The 17,825-nt window shown below is 66.5% G+C and carries 15 protein-coding genes; 9 read left to right on the forward strand and 6 right to left on the reverse strand.

The genetic code is table 11. The features are described from left to right. Positions 1-14: 14 nt before the first annotated feature. The gene (locus ASE66_RS00960; RefSeq protein WP_057188623.1) at positions 15-1,199 is read right to left on the reverse strand and encodes a MalY/PatB family protein; all 1,185 of its coding nucleotides are present in this window, start codon (positions 1,197-1,199) and stop codon (positions 15-17) included. 184 nt (positions 1,200-1,383) lie between these two features. On the opposite strand from ASE66_RS00960, the gene ASE66_RS32875 reads away from it, so the two are divergent. Beyond that, positions 1,384-1,854, forward strand: coding sequence for a hypothetical protein (locus ASE66_RS32875; protein WP_057187707.1), 471 nt, complete (start codon positions 1,384-1,386; stop codon positions 1,852-1,854). On the opposite strand, the gene ASE66_RS00970 is transcribed toward ASE66_RS32875, so the two are convergent. Next, positions 1,838-2,929, reverse strand: coding sequence for an ATP-dependent DNA helicase (locus ASE66_RS00970; RefSeq protein ID WP_057187708.1), 1,092 nt, complete (start codon positions 2,927-2,929; stop codon positions 1,838-1,840). The two genes, ASE66_RS32875 and ASE66_RS00970, sit on opposite strands and share 17 nt — an antisense overlap. A 67-nt stretch (positions 2,930-2,996) precedes the next feature. Continuing rightward, the gene (locus ASE66_RS00975) at positions 2,997-4,658 is read right to left on the reverse strand and encodes a methyl-accepting chemotaxis protein (RefSeq protein WP_162262431.1); all 1,662 of its coding nucleotides are present in this window, start codon (positions 4,656-4,658) and stop codon (positions 2,997-2,999) included. A gap of 272 nt (positions 4,659-4,930) precedes the next feature. Here ASE66_RS00975 and ASE66_RS00980 point away from each other — a divergent pair, with 272 nt between their 5' ends. Further along, positions 4,931-5,548 (forward strand): LysE family translocator, encoded by a 618-nt coding sequence (locus tag ASE66_RS00980; protein ID WP_057187710.1) that lies wholly within the window; start codon positions 4,931-4,933, stop codon positions 5,546-5,548. Between the two features lie 17 nt (positions 5,549-5,565). Here the strand turns inward: ASE66_RS00980 and ASE66_RS00985 are convergent, their stop codons facing one another. Then, a complete protein-coding gene (locus ASE66_RS00985; protein ID WP_057187711.1) occupies positions 5,566-6,261 on the reverse strand; it encodes an SDR family oxidoreductase in 696 nt (231 codons plus the stop codon). Positions 6,262-6,396: 135 nt separating this feature from the next. Between ASE66_RS00985 and ASE66_RS00990 the strand changes: the two genes are divergently transcribed. Together ASE66_RS00990 and ASE66_RS00995 are read left to right on the forward strand one after the other, a co-directional pair. Beyond that, on the forward strand, positions 6,397-6,642 hold the full coding sequence (locus ASE66_RS00990) for a type II toxin-antitoxin system VapB family antitoxin (protein ID WP_057187712.1): 246 nt from the start codon (positions 6,397-6,399) through the stop codon (positions 6,640-6,642). Further along, positions 6,642-7,064: a type II toxin-antitoxin system VapC family toxin gene (locus ASE66_RS00995; protein ID WP_057187713.1), complete on the forward strand. Its 423-nt coding sequence runs from the start codon at positions 6,642-6,644 to the stop codon at positions 7,062-7,064. Before ASE66_RS00990 ends, ASE66_RS00995 begins: the two co-directional genes overlap by 1 nt. 3 nt (positions 7,065-7,067) lie before the next feature. On the opposite strand, the gene ASE66_RS01000 is transcribed toward ASE66_RS00995, so the two are convergent. After that, the gene (locus ASE66_RS01000; protein WP_057187714.1) at positions 7,068-10,664 is read right to left on the reverse strand and encodes a hydantoinase B/oxoprolinase family protein; all 3,597 of its coding nucleotides are present in this window, start codon (positions 10,662-10,664) and stop codon (positions 7,068-7,070) included. Between the two features lie 337 nt (positions 10,665-11,001). Here ASE66_RS01000 and ASE66_RS01005 point away from each other — a divergent pair, with 337 nt between their 5' ends. From ASE66_RS01005 to ASE66_RS01020, 4 genes are all read left to right on the forward strand, one after another. Next, positions 11,002-11,550 carry a TRAP transporter small permease gene (locus ASE66_RS01005; protein WP_057187715.1) on the forward strand — a complete coding sequence of 183 codons (549 nt, stop codon included), beginning with the start codon at positions 11,002-11,004 and terminating at the stop codon, positions 11,548-11,550. Further along, positions 11,550-12,854, forward strand: coding sequence for a TRAP transporter large permease (locus tag ASE66_RS01010; protein WP_057187716.1), 1,305 nt, complete (start codon positions 11,550-11,552; stop codon positions 12,852-12,854). Before ASE66_RS01005 ends, ASE66_RS01010 begins: the two co-directional genes overlap by 1 nt. Before the next feature lie 47 nt (positions 12,855-12,901). Beyond that, on the forward strand, positions 12,902-13,888 hold the full coding sequence (locus ASE66_RS01015) for a TRAP transporter substrate-binding protein (protein WP_057187717.1): 987 nt from the start codon (positions 12,902-12,904) through the stop codon (positions 13,886-13,888). 201 nt (positions 13,889-14,089) lie between these two features. Next, positions 14,090-14,608 (forward strand): winged helix DNA-binding protein, encoded by a 519-nt coding sequence (locus tag ASE66_RS01020; RefSeq protein WP_244494764.1) that lies wholly within the window; start codon positions 14,090-14,092, stop codon positions 14,606-14,608. A gap of 9 nt (positions 14,609-14,617) precedes the next feature. Here ASE66_RS01020 and ASE66_RS01025 read toward each other — a convergent pair whose 3' ends face one another. Further along, complete coding sequence (locus tag ASE66_RS01025; protein WP_057187719.1) at positions 14,618-16,291, reverse strand: acyl-CoA dehydrogenase family protein; 1,674 nt, start codon at positions 16,289-16,291, stop codon at positions 14,618-14,620. A 230-nt stretch (positions 16,292-16,521) separates the two neighbouring features. On the opposite strand from ASE66_RS01025, the gene ASE66_RS01030 reads away from it, so the two are divergent. Further along, a complete protein-coding gene (locus ASE66_RS01030) occupies positions 16,522-17,790 on the forward strand; it encodes a cell wall hydrolase (RefSeq protein ID WP_057187720.1) in 1,269 nt (422 codons plus the stop codon). Positions 17,791-17,825 lie beyond the last annotated feature (35 nt).

Consider the following 17,825-nt stretch of genomic DNA (forward strand, 5'->3'; position numbering starts at 1 on the left):
TCGCCGCAAGCCCCTTACTGCATATCAGCGAACGCCTGCTTCAGGCGCTCGGCCGCCTCGATCACGACGGAGCGCTGGGTCGCGAGGTTGAAGCGCAGGAAGCTGTCGCCGCCGGCGCCGAAGCTGGTGCCGTGGTTCACCGCGATCTTAGCCTGCTTCTCGACACGGGCGATGAACTCCTTGGCGTCCATGCCGGTGCCGGCGAAGTCGACCCAGGCGAGATAGGTCGCCTCCAGCGGCATCGAGCGCAAGCCGGGAATGGCGTTGATCGCCGCGTCGAAGAGCCGGCGGTTGCCGTCGAGATAGGCCGCGAGCGCATCGACCCAGGCCGCGCCTTCCTTGCTGTAAGCGGCGGTCGACATCTCCATGCCGAAGGAGTTCGGGGAGATGCCGAGCGCGTTCATCCGGGTGCGGAAGGGCGCACGCAGCGCCTCGTCGGGGATGATGACGTTGCCGACATGGGCGCCGGCGATGTTGAAGGTCTTGGTCGTCGCGGTCATCATCACCAGGCGATCGATGATCTCGGGCGCGGCGACGGGCATGACCGTGTGCTTGTAGCCGGGCATGACCAGATCGTGGTGGATCTCGTCCGAGACGAGGATCAGGTCGTGGCGGACGCAGAAATCGGCGATCTGGCGGAGTTCGCCCTGGCTCCAGACCCGGCCGCCCGGATTATGCGGTGAGCACAGGATCAGCATGCGCTCCTTGCCGGTCATCTGCGCATCCCAGGCGGGGATGTCGAGGACGTAGCGGCCGTCCTCCTGCGCGAGCCGGCATTCGAGGACCTCGCGGCCGGCAGCTTTGATGACGCGGGCGAAGGCGTGATAGACCGGGGTCATCAGCACGACACCGTCGCCTGGCTTGGTATAGGCGTCGACGCAGAGCGCGGTGCCGTTCACCAGCCCGTGCGTGGTGAAGATGGCCTGTGGCTCCACCACCCAGCCATGGCGCTCCTGCATCCACCAGCGGATGGCGTCGCTGTTGGTGCGCTCGTCGCCGAAATAGCCGTAGACGCCATGGCCAGCCATCGCCTCGATCGCGGCCTGGACGCAAGCCGGCGGGCGGAAGTCCATGTCGGCGACCCACATGGCGATGCCGTCGGAAACCGGCACGCCGTAGATGGCCTCCATCTTGTCCCATTTGGCGCAGTTGCTGCCGCGGCGGTCGATGTGCAAGTCAAAGGTCGAAGCTGCGATCATCTCGGGTTCCGATGCATTGCCGGGCCAGCACGAGCCCATCGCATACCAAGAAAATTCTTCTCCGCCAGCAGCGCTACGCGCAATTCCAATCTACCGTGGCGGTCTGGCTTGGCCTCGCCGCATGAGCGGCGCCGTCGTTCGCCAGACATGGCAAGGCCGCTCTGGAAGCTGCTATAGGCCGGCCATGAGCCTGCCAGCGCCCCTGATCGAAACCCTCGGTTCCGTCGCTGCGATCACGGAGAACGCCCGCGAGCCTTGGTGGATCATCGCCAGCGCCGCGGCCGCCCTTCACGGCGCCAGCCCGATCTCCGTCGCCGATGTCGACGTGCTGCTGAGCCTCGAGGATATCAACCGCATCCTGCCGGCTCTCGGCATCGAACCCCATCGAGGGCCGCCAAACCCGTTGTTCCGCTCGACGGTCCTCGCCAAATGGCCGGAGCCACCCGTGCCCGTCGATCTTATGGCCGGATTCGAGCATCGCGTCGGCGATAGCTGGCGCGCGGTCCAGCCGGCGACGCGACAGGCAATCACAATCGGTGCGACAACCGTCTATGTCCCCGAGCGGGACGAGCTCAGGCGCATCATCAAAAGTTTCGGCCGCCCCAAGGACTTCGAGCGCGCCCGCCTGCTCGCGGGCCCTACATCACCACCGTGATCGTCTCGGCCGCGCGGGTCAGGCCGGTGTAGAGCCAGCGCGCCCGGTGCTCGCGGAAGGCGAAAGCCTCGTCGAAGAGCACGACATTGTCCCATTGCGAGCCCTGCGCCTTGTGGACGGTAAGGGCGTAGCCGAAGGTGAACTCGTCGGTGTGGCGGCGCAGCTCCCAGGGCACCTCGTCCTCGGTGCCGTCGAAGAAGTTCGGCATGACCGAGACCTTGACCGGCTTTCCACCGGTGTCGTCCTCAGGCGTCACCCGCATGGTGATGAGGCCCTTCTTCGAGGTCTTCAGCTCCTGCACGATCCAGGCGCCGCCATTAAGCAGACCCTTGCTCTTGTCGTTGCGCAGGCAGACCAGCTTCTCGCCAACCGCCGGCACATTGGCGACATGGCCCATGAGCTGGCGCATGCGGGCATTGTATTGCCGGCGCGTCTTGTTCATGCCGACCAGCACCTGGTCGGCCGACAACACGATCTCGGGCGTGATCTCAGCGCGGCGAATGATCCGGCTCGCGCCATACTCGCCGATCTCGAGCCGCCCGCCCTCGCGCACGATCATCGACATGCGCACGATCGGGTTGTCCGCAGCCTGGCGGTGGACCTCGGTCAGCATCACGTCGGGCTCGGCTTCGGTGAAGAAACCGCCGCCCTTGACCGGCGGCAGCTGCGCGGGATCGCCCAGCACCAGCACCGGGGTGCCGAAGGAGAGCAGGTCGCGGCCGAGATCCTCGTCGACCATCGAGCATTCGTCGATGATGATCAGCTTGGCCTTCGCGGCCGTGCTCTCGCGGTTGAGCACGAAGGTCGGGCTCTCCTCGTCGACGCCGCGCGAACGGTAGATCAGCGAGTGGATGGTCTGCGCGCCCTCGCAGCCCTTGTTGCGCAGCACGAGCGCCGCCTTGCCGGTGAAGGCGGCGAAGACGACGGTGCCGTCGACACCCTCGGCGAGGTGGCGGGCGAGCGTGGTCTTGCCCGTGCCGGCATAGCCGAACAGACGGAAGAGCTGCGGCGAGCCGACTTTCAGCCAATCGGCCACGGCGGCGAGCGCCGCGTCCTGCTGCGGTGACCAGCTCATGAGGGGATGCACAGGCTTTTTGGCATGGCGCACATGGCCGCGAGTCGGCCGGCCATGGCAAGCCGGTTCAGGCGGCGCGCAGGCGCCGGGCGAACTCGTCGGCCTCCGCCTGCAGGGCTGAGATGCGCTCGTCAAGCTGGCGGGCACCGCTCGCGCCCTGCTCGGCATGGGACGCTGTCTGGACACCAGCGCCGGCGATCGTCGTCACCGCGGCGGCCGCCTGTCCGGTGACCACCGAGATGCGCGCGATGGTCTCGCCGAGCCCCTGCAGCAGGCCGGTATGGGAGGCGACCATGGTCGAGATTTCCGTGCTCGCCTGCTCGACCGCACCGGCGCGGCTGGCGATGCCGATGATCGCCTGAGCGGCCTGCGACAGCGCCGCGTCCACGGTCGCGATCCGGGCGGAGATCTGCGCCGTCGCGTCGGCGGTCTGCGTCGCCAGGGTTTTCACTTCGCTGGCGACGACGGCAAAGCCGCGGCCATGCGCGCCTGCCCGCGCCGCCTCGATCGTGGCATTGAGCGCGAGCAGGTTGGTCTGGCGCGCGATCGCCTGGATCAGCTGGACGACGTCGCGGATCTTGCCGGCGTTCTCGGTCAACCGGCCGACGAGGCCGACCGTGCCGGCAGCTTCGCGGGTCGCCAGGCTCGCGGTTTCGGAGACCCGCCTGACCTCGCGATTGATCTGCTCGACGACCTCCTCCAGCCGCACCGCGGCGTCGGCGATGCGCTCCGCCTCGTCGCCAGCTCCGGCGACGGCCTGGGCCGCAGCGCTACCGCTATGCGAAATCTGCCCGGCCCGGGTCGCCGACGCGGCCAATGCAGCGCGAAGGCCCTCGCTCAGCCGGCCGATATCGGCGAGCAGACGGCCGATGCGGGCCTCGAACTCCTGGGCGATCCGGTGCAGTTCGTCTGTCCGGTGCTGCCGGAGCTGCTGCGCCAGATCGGCCTCGGCATCGCGGGTGACCAATGTGGCGCGGACCTCGCTCAGCGTCCGCACTGTGCGGGCGAGCTCGCCGATCTCGTCGCGGCGCTTGCGATGCGGCACCTCGACGATCCGGTCCGACGATGTCGCCAGCTTGATCGTATCCATCAACTCGCGCAGCGGCCGGGTCAGATGCGCCCGCAACATCAAGATCGCCAGCAACCCACCGGCGAGCGGCAGGCCGGCGGCGATCATGATGACCCGCAATCGCACTTGCGAGGCGAGGTCCTGCGCGCGCGCCGCAGCAATCCCGGCCTGCCGGTCGAGTTCGTCACGCATGACCGAGGTCACCAGCATGATCTGGCGGACATTCTCCTTCGCCGCTTCGGCGGAAGCCTCGATCAAAGCCGCCTTCGGCGAGACCTTGCGGCCGATCTCGACGATATCGCGCTGGAAATCGATGAAGGTCCGGATACGCGCATCCAGCGTCGCATTGGCTTGCAGGACGCTTGCCGGCAAGGAAGACGTCAGGCTGGCGCGTGCCGCGTCCACGAGCTCCACCGCGGCATCGAGCTGGTCGAGCGCCTGTTCGACAGCCCGAGCCTCGGTGACGTCGTCGAACCGGCTGAGCAGCGAAGCCTGCGCGACCCGGCTGGAGAGCAATGCGGCCTTGTTGGCGAGTTGCTGTCCGCCGAAAGCCTCGCGGTCGATTTGGTGGACGGAGTCGAGACCGCTCACCGCGCTGGCGAGACCCAGCGCGGCCGCGATGCCGAAGATCGCGAAAAGCGCCGTGATCTTCGCCGTCAACCCGAACCGCCGCATCGTGTCCCACCGCCAAAGCCGACGGCCGACTTCTCGCAGTTGCGAAGCAAACAGATACTTAACGGAGCCAGCTAACTACCTCAAATATTTGAAATTTTCAGCTTGACAGCCTTTTTTTGCGTATCGACCTTCGCCGTCAGCGGGAAGACCAGAATCCCGTGTTGGCACGCGCCCTCCCTCTCGACAGCTCATGGCAAACAGAGGAGGAATGACGCTCCGCCCGCGAGGCGGCCGCCAAGCCTCCGGAGGCTGCCCCCATGTCACTCGAACTCTTCGCCGCCTACCTCGTCGCCTGCCTGGTGATCATCATCGTACCCGGCCCGACGGTGACGCTGATCATCGCCAACAGCCTGAGGCATGGTAGCCGCGCCGGGCTTCTCAACATGGCAGGAACGCAGGCGGGCCTCGCGATCATGATCGCGATCGTCGGCATCGGCCTGAGCTCGGTGATCGCCGCGATGGGCCACTGGTTCGACTGGGTCAGGCTCGCCGGCGCCGCCTATCTGATCTGGCTGGGATGGAAGATGTATCGCAGCGCCGGCGCAACCGCCGAGGGTGCAGGCGAGGCGCGCCCGCCGCGCGGCGGCTTCTTCCTGCAGGGCCTGCTGGTGGCGCTGAGCAACCCGAAGACACTGGTCTTCTTCGGCGCCTTCTTCCCGCAATTCCTCGATCCGGCGCGCGACTACGCCACCCAGATCGCGATCATGGGCGCGACCACGATGCTGTTCGCTGCGCTCAGCGACGGCGCCTATGCGGTTCTCTCCGGCCGGGCCGGCCGCTTCCTCTCGCAAAGGCGCGTCCGGCTGATGTCGAAGGTCAGCGGCGGCTTCCTGATCGGCGGCGGGCTCTGGCTCGCCTCGACCCGCGGCAACTGAGGCTCAGCGTGAGACGATCACCACGGGATCGCCTCACCCTTCCAGTTTCGGAAGCTGTTGGTCTGGGCCATGCCGGAGGCGTCGATCGTCGCGATCAATCCTGCGGCGCTCTCGGTCGGCGGGATATCGGCGCCGCCGCCACCCATGTCGGTGCGGACCCAGCCGGGATGGAAGAGCAGCACCGCGACCTCGCTGTCGCGCACGGCATTGCCGAAGGCGACCATGACCATGTTCACCGCCGTCTTCGAAGAGCGATAGGCGACGGCCCCGGACGGGTTGGAGCCGATCGAGCCCATGCGGCTCGAGATCGTCACGACCTTGCGGCCTGAGCCCGCCTCGACATTCGGCAGGAAGGCCTGCGCGACGCGTAACGGGGCGTAGACATTGACCTCGAAGACCTCTCGCCAGGCCTTGAAATCCATGTCGAGTGCCGTTTGCCGGTCGCGCGGGCCGTAAACGCCGGCATTGTTGACGAGCACGTCGATCGGCCGGCCATCGAGCGCCTGCTTGGCCGCGGCGACGCTCCTGTCGGAGGTGACGTCGAGTTCGAGCGGAGTCAGCGTGCCGGCCTGCCCGCCGGCGACCTCCGCCAGGGCCCCGCCCCAGGGATCGCGCGCCGCGGCGACGACATGGTCCCCCCGCCGCAGCAATTCCATCGTCAGCGCCAAGCCGATGCCGCGATTGGCGCCGGTGATCATCCAGGTCTGGGGCATGGTCAGGTCTCCGTCTCAGAGACTTCAGATAGGCATCCCCTGCGGGCGCGTCATCAGGCCAGGAACCGTAAGCCCGCGCACAGCTTGCATGAATATTCATATCATCTTATTTGAATATCCATCAGGAGACATTTCATGCCGCTTTATATTCGCGACGATGCCGTGGACGCCCTGGCCGAACGCGTGCAGCGGGCGACGGGAGCGCGCACCAAGACTGATGCCGTGAAGGCCGCGCTTGAGAACGAGCTGACTCGCATCGAGGCCGACAAGCCGCTGCGGGAACGACTTGCGCGCAGCCTTGCAATCGCCGACGCCATGGGCGAGGCGCCGGGCGATTTCGACATGAAGCGCTTCACCGACGAGATGTGGGGCGAACGCTGATGTATCTCGATGCGTCCGCGATCGTCGCAATCCTGGGCCGCGAATCCGATGTGGAATCGCTGATCACGCGGCTGGAGGCAGCCGCCACGCCGCTGGTGGTTTCTCCACCGGGGTTGTTCGAGGCGGTGCTCGGCCTCGCCGCGAAGAAGGCACGGGCGGCAGGCCGCGAGCCCGATGCGGAGATGATCACTCGCGCCGAAGCCAGCGTCCGGCAATTCGTCGTCGATCTCGGCGCCGAGGAGATCTCCGTGACGCCGGAGATCGGTCGCGCCGCGATCGAGGTCGCCAAGCGCTACAGCCGTGCGGTCGGCAGCCCGGCCGCACTCAACTTCGGTGACTGCTTCGCCTATGCCTGCGCCCGCAGCCGCGATTTGCCCCTGCTCTACAAGGGCAACGATTTCGCGCAGACCGATCTGGCTTGAGCCTCAACTCTTGCGCTTTCCATAGCCCCCGGCCGTCGGCGTGATCACGGTGACTGCTTCGCCGGCCTGGAGCAGCGTCTGGTCTGATGGCTTGAGCTCCTCGACTGCGCCCGACAAACGCCGGACCAGCGTCCTGCCGAGTTCGCCGGACTCGCCGCCCTTCATGCCGAAGGGCCTGACCTTGCGATGCGAGGCGAGGATGGCGCAGTCCATCGTCTTGAGGAAACGGATGGTGCGGCTGGTGCCGTCGCCGGCGTTCCACTCGCCCTTGCCACCCGAACCCAGCCGGATGTGGAAATCCTCCAGCACGACCGGGAAGCGCGTCTCCAGGATCTCCGGATCGGTCAGGCGCGAATTGGTCATGTGGACGTGCACACCGGAGGTGCCGTTGAAGCCCGGCCCGGCCGGCGATCCCGAGCAGATCGTCTCGTAATACTGATACTGATCGTTGCCGAAGGTCAGGTTGTTCATCGTGCCCTGCGAGGACGACATCGCCTCCAGCGCGCCGAACAGCGTGTTGGTGACGGCCTGGCTGACCTCGACATTGCCGGCGACGACGGCGGCCGGGTAGCGCGGTGCCAGCATCGAGCCTTCCGGCACGATGATCTTGATCGGCCGCAGGCAGCCGGCATTCATCGGGATCGCATCGTCGACCATGACGCGGAAGACATAGAGCACGGCGGCGCGGGTGACGGGTGCCGGCGCGTTGAAATTGTCCGGCCGCTGCGGCGAGGTTCCGGTGAAGTCGACGGTGGCCTCGCGCCTGTCGCGGTCGATGGTGATCTTCACCTTGATCGCGCAGCCCTGGTCCATCGGATAGGTGAACTCGGCGTCGTGCAGCTTGGTCAGCAGGCGCGCGACACTCTCGGCTGCGTTGTCCTGGACATGGCCCATATAGGCCTGGACGACATCGAGGCCGAAGGAGCGGATCATCTTCTTCAGCTCGGCCACGCCCTTTTCGTTGGCGGCGATCTGGGCTTTCAGGTCGTTGACGTTCTGCACGACGTTGCGGACCGGATAGCGCGCGCCGGTCAGCAGCTTGACCAGATCCTCCTCGCAGAAGCGGCCTTGATCGACGATCTTGAAGTTGTCGATATAGACGCCTTCCTCCTCGATATTCGTCGCGAGCGGCGACATCGAGCCCGGCGCGGTGCCGCCAACATCGGCGTGGTGGCCGCGGCTGGCTACCCAGAACAGGATGTCCCTGTCCTCGGCATCGAAGACCGGCGTGCAGACCGTGATGTCGGGCAGATGCGTGCCGCCATTATAGGGCGCGTTCAGGCAGTAGACGTCGCCGGGCTTGATCACCGGGTTGTTCTTGATGACGGTCTCGACCGACTTGTCCATCGAGCCGAGATGGACCGGCATATGCGGCGCATTGGCGACCAGCGAGGCGTCGGAGGCGAAGACGGCGCAAGAGAAGTCGAGCCGCTCCTTGATGTTCACCGAATAGGCGGTGTTCTGCAGCGTAACGCCCATCTGCTCGGCGATCGACATGAAGAGGTTGTTGAAGATCTCGAGCATGACGGGATCGGCCTTGGTGCCGATTGCGGCGTTCTGAACCAGCGCCTTGCTGCGGGTCAGGACGAGATGGTCCTTGGCCGTCAGCTTTGCGGTCCAGCCATCCTCGACCACGACGGTCTGGTTCGGCTCGATCACGATGGCCGGACCGGCAATGCCCTGGCCTCGTGCCATCGCCTCGCGCCGGACGATCGCCGCCTCGTGCCATTGCCCCTTCGAGAAGAAGCGGGTGCGCTCGGCGATTCCGGGCTCGCCGGCGTTCTCGGCCGCTGCGGCCTCCTCAAAGCGGGCCCCGCCGCCGACCGCCTCGACCTCGACGGCTTCGACGACCAGCGCCTTGGTCTCGTCCATGAAGCCGAAGCGCGCCTTGTGCGCGGCCTGGAAAGCCTCCTGCATCTCGGCGCGCGAGCCGAAAGCGACAGCAATCGCCGTATCGGTGCCGGCATAGCGGATATGGGCGCGGACATGGATGGCGATGTCGCCTTCCGGTACGCCCTGCCCGGCGACCTCGGCGCGGGTCTCGGCGCCAAGCCTGTCGCCGATTCCGGCGATCGCCGCCTTCGCCTCGCCATCGAGCGGCACGTCGAGCGCCGCCGTCCGCGTCGCACGGATCTCGGCGAGGCCCATGCCATAGGCCGAAAGCAGGCCGGAGAACGGGTGCAGCAGCACGGTCTTGATGCCGAGCGCATCGGCGACGAGGCAGGCATGCTGGCCGCCGGCGCCGCCGAAGGAGTTCAGCGCATAGCGGGTGATGTCGTAGCCACGCTGCACCGAGATCTTCTTGATCGCCTCGGCCATGTTCGCGACGGCGATCTGGACGAAGCCGTCGGCGACCTCCTCGGGCGAGCGACCATCGCCAACCTCGGCCGCAAGCGTCGCGAATTTTTCGCGGACGGTCCCGACATCGAGCGGCTGGTCCTGGCCGGGGCCGAAGATCGGCGGGAAATAGGACGGGATCAGCTTGCCGACCATGACGTTGGCGTCGGTCACGGCAAGCGGGCCGCCGCGGCGATAGGCGGCCGGGCCCGGATTGGCACCGGCGGAATCGGGACCGACGCGGAAGCGCGAGCCGTCATAATGGAGAATGGATCCTCCACCTGCAGCAACGGTGTGGATCAGCATCATCGGCGCCCGCATGCGCACGCCGGCAACCTCGGTCTCGAAGGCGCGCTCATACTCGCCATCGAAATGAGCGACGTCGGTCGAGGTACCGCCCATGTCGAAGCCGATGACCTTGTCGAAGCCGGCTGAGCGGCCGGTCTCGGCAAGACCGACGACGCCGCCGGCCGGGCCGGACAGGATCGCGTCCTTGCCCTGGAACAGCTCGGCAGCGGTAAGACCTCCCGAGGACATCATGAACATCAGCCGCGCGCCGGTTCGGGCGATGTCGAGCTCCTCCGAGACCTGTGCGACATAGCGGGCGAGGATCGGCGAGAGATAGGCGTCGACCACGGCGGTGTCGCCACGGCCGACCAGCTTGATCAGCGGCGAGACCTCGTGGCTGACCGATACCTGCGGGAAACCGATCTCGCGGGCGATCCTGGCGGCGAGCTGCTCATGGGCCGGGTAGCGATAGCCGTGCATGAAGGCGATCGCGACGGCGCGAAAACCGGCATCGTACTGCGCCTGCAGTGCGGCGCGGATCGCGACCTCGTTCGGCGCCTGCTCGACGCTGCCGTCGGCCAGAATGCGCTCCTCGACCTCGACGACCGCGTCATAGAGCTGCTCGGGTTTGATGATCTCCTTGGCGAAGATGTCGGGCCGGGCCTGGTAGCCGATGCGCAGCGCATCGCGGAAACCCTTGGTGATGACGAGCAGCGTGCGGTCGCCCTTTCGCTCGAGCAGCGCATTGGTCGCGACCGTCGTGCCCATGCGGACCTCGCCGACCGTGCCGGCCGGGATCGGCTCGCCGGTCTTGAGGCCGAGATGGTCGCGGATGCCCTGGACGGCAGCGTCGCGATAGGCGCCGGGATTCTCGGAGAGCAGCTTGCGGGCATGCAACTTGCCTGCAGGATCGCGGCCGATCACGTCGGTGAAGGTGCCACCACGGTCGATCCAGAAGTCCCAACGGCCGCTCATGATCCGATCCCCCGATTATTGGCCCATAAGGCTCGGCGCGCTTTCCGTTCAGCCGGTTCCGGCTGAACGACAAGAATTCGCGCCAGATAAAAAGCCGAGCATGTTCTCATGGTGCCCACTTTTGCGGAACATGCTCACTGACGTTTCATCGATAAATCGTCGATGAAACGTTGACAAGCTCATTTCGCCGATTAGGATCGGCTTTGCGATCGGGACATGGCTGAGGGGCCGGACCGATCTTAGGGGAGGCTTTCATGACGGGACCGGTCCTGGCAACCGCTGCTTTGTGCATGGCGCAATCGGCTGGCATGGCGACACGCCGTCCGGAGGCGCGCGCATGATCCGCCGCTTCCTCGACGCGCTCTATCTGGTCTCCGGCTGGCTCGCCGGCGCCAGCCTCGTCGCCATCTTCTTGCTGATGATGTTCCTGTCCATCGGCCGCGAGATCAATTTCAACATTCCATCGGGCGACGACTTCGCGTCATGGGCCCTGGTCGCGATGGCCTTTCTCGGGCTCGCCCACACTTTCAAGCGCGGCGAGATGATCCGGGTCGGCCTGCTGATCGAGCGCCTTCAGGGCCGCCCCCGGCAGGCGGCGGAACTCATTTCCCTGACAGTCGCATCTGGCTTCATCGGCTACTTCGCCTTCCAGGCCGGGCGCCTCGCGCATGATTCCTGGCGCTTCAACGACATGTCGACCGGCGTCGTCTCGGTGCCGCTATGGATCCCGCAGCTCGGCATGGTGATCGGCCTCGCGATTCTGCTGATCGCCATGCTGGACGAGTTCGTCATCGTGGCGCGCGGCGGGAAGCCTACCTACCAGCCGGAACCGCCGAAAACCGTCGAGGAACTGGTCGAGCGCGTCGCGCAGGGCGGAGGCGTCTGATGGCCCTGCCCGAACTTGCGCTGGTCCTGCTGCTCTTCCTCGTCCTCATCCTGGCAAGCGGCATCTGGATCTCGGTCGGCCTTGGCCTGGTCGGCCTGCTCGCGATGACCCTCGTCACCGACGTGCCTATCGGCCAGGTGATGGCGACGACGGTGTGGAGCGCGACTGCGTCATGGACCCTCGCCGCGCTGCCACTGTTCATCTGGATGGGCGAGATCCTGTTCAGGACGCGGCTCTCCGAGCAGATGTTCCAGGGCCTGTCGCCCTGGCTGCAATGGCTGCCCGGCCGCCTGATCCACACCAACATCGTCGGCTGCGGCATCTTCGCGGCGGTCTCCGGCTCGTCCGCCGCAACCGTCGCCACCATCGGCAAGATCGCCCTGCCGGAGCTGAAGAAGCGCGGCTATGACGAACGTCTGAGCCTCGGCACGCTCGCCGGTTCCGGCACGCTCGGCCTCTTGATCCCGCCGTCGATCCCGATGGTGGTCTATGCGGTCACCGCCAACGTCTCGGTGCTCCAGGTCTTCCTCGGCGGCTTCCTGCCCGGCCTGCTCGTGATGGCGCTCTATATGGGCTACGTCATCATCTGGTCGCTGCTCAACCCGGACAAGACGCCGCCGCGCGACCCCATCATGCCGCTGCGCGCGAAACTGCGCCAATCAGCCAAGCTAGCGCCCTGTCTGCTGCTGATCGCCGCGGTCTTCCTGTCGCTGGTCCTCGGCTTCGCCACCGCGACCGAATGTGCCGCCTTCGGCGTCACCGGCGCGCTCTTCCTCGCCTGGTGGAGCGGCACGCTGACCTGGCCGACGCTGCTCGAAAGCATCATGAGCGCGACGCGGCTGACCTGCATGATCATGCTGATCCTGGCAGGCGCAGCCTTCTGCACCGCGGCGATGGGCTTCACGGGCATCCCGGCGGCGCTGGCGGACTGGGTCAAGGGCCAGCAGCTTTCGCCGCACATGCTCGTCCTGGCGCTGACCGTGATGTACATCATCCTGGGCTGCCTGATCGACGGCATCTCGATGATCGTGCTGACGGCAGTGATCGTGCTGCCGATGGTGAAGGAGGCCGGCTTCGACTTAGTCTGGTTCGGCGTCTACCTCGTCATCCATGTCGAGATGGCGCAGATCACCCCGCCGGTCGGCTTCAACCTGTTCGTGCTGCAGAACATGAGCGGCAAGGACACCTGGACGGTTGCGAGAGCGGCCTTTCCGTTCTTCATTCTGCTCAACGTCGCCGTGCTGATCATCACGACCTTCCCGCAGATCGTGCTCTATTTGCCAAAGCTCGCCTTCCCAGATTGAGATCAAGACCGAGCTACCAAGACCAAGCAACAGAGAGGGACAACGACATGCTCAACCGCAGAACCGCGATCGCCGCCTTTGCGCTCGGCTGCAGCGCCTTCGCGCTCGCCGCCCCGGCCTCAGCGCAAACCAAGTGGAACCTGCCGGCCGCCTATCCGTCCGACAACCCGCATTCGGAAAACCTTGTCCTCTTCGCCAAGGACGTCGAGACCGCGACATCAGGCAAGCTGCAGATCACCGTCCATCCCGGCGCCGCCTTGTTCAAGGCCCCCGAGATCAAGCGCGCGGTGGCCAGCGGCCAGGCCCAGATGGGCGAGGTGCTGATGTCGCTGCACGAGAACGAGGACCCGGTCTTCGGGATCGACGTCGTGCCGTTCCTGGCGACCTCGTTTGCCGACTCGCTGAAGCTCTACAAGGCGTCGAAGGCGGCGGTCGAGAAGAAGCTCGACAGCCAGGGCGTCAAGCTCCTGTTCATGGTCCCGTGGGCGCCGCAGGGCGTCTACACCAAGAAGGAGCTCAGCACGATCGACGACATGAAGGGCCTGAAATGGCGGGCCTATAATGTCGGCACGGCGCGCCTCGGCGAGCTCCTCGGCATGCAGTCGGTGACGATCCAGGCGGCCGAGCTGCCGCAGGCCCTGGCAACCGGCGTGGTCAACTCCTTCATGTCGTCGGGCGGTACCGGCTATGACTCGAAGGCTTGGGAGACCCTGACGCATTTCTACGACGTGCAGGCCTGGATCCCGAAGGACGCCACCTTCGTCAACAAGGCCGCTTTTGACGCCCTCGACAAGCCGACGCAGGAGGCGATCCTGAAGGCTTCCGCCGCCGCCGAAGCCCGCGGCTGGAAGATGTGGGAAGAGAAGACCAACTGGTATCTCGACCAGCTCAAGGCCAAGGGCATGAAGGTGCAGGCCCCCTCCGCCGCGCTCGCCGCCGGCTTCAAGAAGGCCGGCGAGACGCTGACCGCCGACTGGCTGAAGAAGGCTGGCGCCGACGGCCAGGCGATCGTCGACGCCTACAAGAAGATGTGAGGCATTACGGCCAACACGGGCGAACCGCCTCTTCCCTTCTCCCGAATGGGAGAAGGTGGCGCGGAGCGCCGGATGAGGGCCTGCCGCTTCCGCAAAAGGCGCGGCGGCAAAGCTGTCATCCGAACTTGAGAGGGCAGTCCCTCACCCCTACCCCTCTCCCATCCGGGAGAGGGGATCCCGCGCTCCATCCGGCACCGCATGATGCAATCGCCTGACGACCTCGGCCCGATCGTTTCCTCCGGCCATCTCGCCTCCGGCGCGATGCCGGCGCTGTCGGAGTTCGAGTTCGCGATGAACATGACGGTGCACGCCTTCCAGCGCTGGATGCTGCGCTGCATGACGGCGGCAGGCATTCCCGACCTGACGCCGATGGACGTGCTCGTCCTGCACAACGTCAATCATCGCGGCAAGGCCAAGCGCCTCGCCGACATCTGCCTCGTCCTCAACATCGAGGACACGCATCTGGTGAACTATTCGCTGAAGAAGCTCGAGCGCCTGAAGCTCTTGAAGAGCGGGCGCAAGGGCAAGGAGAAGACCGTCGCCATCACCCCGGCCGGCGAAGAGGCCTGCAAGCGCTACGCCCAGATCCGCGAGCAGCTCCTGGTGAAATCGGTGCTGGCGACCGGCATCGACCCGGCTCGCCTGTCGGAGATCGCCGCCGCGATGCGCTCGCTCTCCGGCCAGTACGACCAGGCGGCGCGGGCGGCGGCGAGCCTCTAAGAGCCCCGCTCACCCCTCGACCAGCCGCCGCGCGATCACCTGCGCCTGGATCTCGGCTGCGCCCTCGAAGATGTTGAGGATGCGGGCGTCGCAGAGCACGCGGCTGACCGGGTATTCCAGCGCAAAGCCGTTGCCGCCATGGATCTGCAGCGCATTGTCGGCCGCCGCCCAGGCAACGCGGGCGCCCAACAATTTGGCCATACCGGCCTCGAGATCGCAGCGCCGACCGGCATCCTTCTCGCGCGCGGCGAAATAGGTGAGCTGGCGGGCGATGACGAGCTCGGCCGCCATCATCGCGAGCTTGTCGGCGACGCGCGGGAAGGCGATCAGCGGCTTGCCGAACTGGAGGCGCTCCTGAGCGTAGCGCAGACCGAGATCGAAGGCGCATTGCGCGACGCCGAGCGCGCGCGCCGCGGTCTGGATGCGTGCCGCCTCGAAAGTCTGCATCAACTGCTTGAAGCCCTGACCCTCGACGCCGCCGAGCAGGTTCTCCCCCTTGACCTCGAAACCGTCGAAGGCGAGCTCGTATTCCTTCATGCCGCGATAGCCGAGCACCTCGATCTCGCCGCCGGTCAGGCCCTCGACCGGGAACGGATCGGCATCGGTTCCGCGCGGCTTTTCGGCGATCAGCATGGAGAGGCCACGATAGCCCGGCGCGTCGGGATCTGTGCGCACCAGCAGCGTCATGATGTCGGCACGGACCGGATGGGTGATCCAGGTCTTGTTGCCATGGACCTTCCAGCTGGCGCCGTCCTTCACCGCCTTGGTGCGCAGCGAGGCGAGATCGGAGCCGGTATTGGGCTCGGTGAAGACGGCGGTCGGCAGGATCTCGCCGGAGGCGATCTTCGGCAGCCAATGGGCCTTCTGCTCGTCGGTGCCGCCGTTGAGGATCAACTCGGCGGCGATCTCGGAGCGGGTGCCGAGCGAGCCGACGCCGATATAGCCGCGCGAAAGCTCCTCGGAAACGACGCACATCGAGACCTTCGACAGGCCCATGCCGCCGAACTCCTCGGGGATGGTCAGGCCGAAGACGCCGAGCTCGGCCATCTGCTCGACCACCGGCATCGGGATGTATTCGTTCTGCAGGTGCCATTCATGCGCATGCGGCGTGACCTGCTGCTCGCAGAAGCGGCGCATCTCGGAGCGGATCGCTTCCAGCGTCTCGTCGAGACCGGGATCGCCGACGCTGGCGAGCCCCTGGCTCTGGCTGAACAGCGCAACGAAGCGGGCGCGGTTCTCGGGCGTGTTGCCCTCGGCGATCAGCGCTTCGGCCGCATCCGAGCAGGCGGCGGCGACGGCCTTGGCCGTGAGGCCGAGCGACGGCAGACGGACGATCTCGCCTTGGCTCATCGGGATGCCGCCGAAGATCTGCGCGGCATATTCGCCGGCGCCGATCCGGATGGCGTAATCCTCGATCGCGCCGTAGCGATCCTCGGCCTGGAGCCGCTCGCCATAGGCTTTCAGCTCGCGCAGCGCCATCACATAGGTCGCGAGCCAGGAGAGGCCGTGGGCGGCGTGCTGCTCCTGCTCCAGCTTCGACGAGGAGATCCGGCCGTCGGCCAGCACCTTCTGCCTGACGGCGGCGATTGCCTCCTCCAGCAAAGCCTCGAAACCGGGCAAGGCGGCAGCGATCAACGCGACGGCATTGGCTTCGGAATCGGCCTTGAAGGCGGTGGCATTCATGTCTCTCTCCCTTTGTTGCGGCGCAGCATAAGGGAAGACTGGCGGATCGCGAAAGCCGTCTTTTGGCGAAGGCCCGAGGTGGCGGGCGCCGGGCGTTAACCCCCCTTCAACCCTGACAAGGGATTATCCGAGTGTCGCGAATTTGCATCATCGGATTCGCGGTCACTCAACTTTCGTCTTTCGGCAACGAGGGCCAGGGTCAGTTGCGTCTGCGTCGGCGATCGAAGCGAATGGGCTGGCAGAAGCTGCGCTGGGCGCTGGCGACCGTCGCCCCCTGGGCGCTCTCGGCCGGCATGCTGGTCTCCTTCACCGCCTCGGCCGGGCAGAAGCCCGATACGCTCGGCCCGCCGGGCTCGCTGATCCCTCGCACCGCGCCCGGCGCGCTCTCCGATCTCGCGGAAGGCCCGTCCCTGCTTGTTGCCGCCAGCGCCTTCCACATGCCGGAGCGCGCCTATGCCCGCCTGATCCAGCCGGCGCGCCTCTCCTTCGAGACGCCCGAGCGGACCTTCGCGATCGATCCGCGCCAGCCGCGCGAGGACATGAAGCGCACCGCCAATGCCTTCCCGCAGGTCGACCGCAGCAGCAAGGGCGACCCGCTCGTCGGCCTGCGCCCCACTCTCAGCCGCAACGGCCCGCCCGGCGAGTTCGAACGCGTCGTCTTCGGCGACACCGAGCCGGGGCTGATCTCGGCCGGCTTCTCGCTCGACGCGCTGGAAAGCCCGGAGGAGCCGCCGCTCGGCTTCGAGCCCTTCCTGCGCGACGAGGGCGTCACCGACCCGGCTCTGTCCGATTCCTCGCCGACGGCGGTGCCGAAGAGCATCGGCTCGCCGCGCCATGGCGAACTCGCCCCGGAAAGCCTCGACGGCGCGACACCGAACGTTCCCGCCGCGCTCGGCCAGTCCTCCAGCACGCCGGCGGCCACCGGCATGGCGGGCACGACCTCGGCGACGCCGATGCAGATGGCGCCCGTCGCCGGCGAACCGAAATCGCGCAGCCGCGTCGCCAAGTCGGAGCGCGGGGCAACCACGGACCTGCGCACCGTCGATCCCGCCGAGAAGCAGATCTACACCAGCCTGATCGCGCCCGAGAACATGGCCAAGGAGCAGCGCTGCCTGGCCGAAGCCGTCTATTTCGAGGCGCGCTCGGAGGGCGAGCAGGGCCGCGCCGCGGTAGCGCAGGTGGTGCTCAACCGGGTCAAGAGCGGGCTCTACCCGAACACGGTCTGCGGCGCGGTCTATCAGAACGCCAGCCGCCACCTCGCCTGCCAGTTCACTTTCGCCTGCGAAGGCAAGTCGCTGCGCATCACCGAGCCCGGCCCCTGGCGCGACGCCACCCGCATCGCCCGCGAGGTCTATGACGGAACGACCTATCTGGCGGAAGTCGGCGCCTCGACGCATTACCACGCCGACTATGTCCGGCCGTACTGGGCGCGCAAGCTGAAGAAGATGGACACGATCGGCCGGCATGTCTTCTACAAGCTCAGGCCGGGGCAGACGTAGTCGTGCGAAACGAATAATTACATGGCGACGGCAGG

This window comes from Allobosea sp. Root483D1 (assembly GCF_001429505.1).
GTDB lineage: Bacteria > Pseudomonadota > Alphaproteobacteria > Rhizobiales > Beijerinckiaceae > Allobosea.